The organism is Vibrio sp. YT-19(2023) (assembly GCF_033337395.1).
Map to the genome: position 1 here is coordinate 1 of NZ_JAWOQN010000304.1, position 842 is coordinate 842.

Sequence of the window (842 nt, forward strand, 5' to 3'; positions counted from 1 at the left end):
GAAGTAGTAGAGCGGGAAGCCAATAAATCCCATCCAACCAACTAATGTTAAATTGGGCTCTGCGTACTCATATACCTTACGTATCGAATCCATACTATCTAATTTGTCTACTCCGCCTGACGTTCAAAGTGGTGACTTGCTATCTTTTTTATAATCACGTTGTTTTGTAATTATATATTACTTGCCAAATATAAGCAGCGCGAAATCCGTCAATTTATTCGCGATGCTTGTCTTTAAATTCAGTCTTTTATCTAAGTTCAGCTTGATTTCACGAATTTTTTGGTAACGAGTTCAATTGCATATTATTTTATTGTGATTCAAGTAGAATCAACTTATGCGAGGGCAACGCGAATGTTGTTCTCACTCATCTTCGTTTGATTACTCTGCCCAACTCACAAATCAAAGGTGTTCTATGGAAAGCTCTCAAATTAAAAATGTTGTTTTCGATGTCGGCAACGTACTGGTTCGTTGGTCACCACCAGAGATTGTACGCTTAACATTTGGTCATTCCGTAGATGCAGAACAAATGGCGAAAAGACTGTTCTCAAACAAGATTTGGCTAGACCTCAACAAAGGTTTGATCAGCGAAGAAGAAGCAATACACCGTTATCAACAAGAACTCGACTTAACGGCTGAAGAATGTTGCTGTTTCTTCTACTACGTAAAACAGACTCAGATTCAACTGTTCGGCAGTGTTGAGCTTCGACAAAAGGTGAAGCAAGCGGGTTACGGTGTCTACGCACTAACTGATAATGTTGTAGAAATTGTCGAACACTTAAAATCAACGTACAATTTTTGGCCACTTTTTGATGGCGCGATTGTGTCTGCCGAAGTCGCACTTT

General features: G+C 39.3%; 1 protein-coding gene. It reads left to right on the forward strand.

All coding sequences use genetic code 11. The features are described 5' to 3' along the window. Positions 1-412 precede the first annotated feature (412 nt). Positions 413-842: HAD family phosphatase (locus R7E78_RS25560; protein WP_318058533.1), on the forward strand; the 430-nt coding region annotated here is incomplete at its 3' end.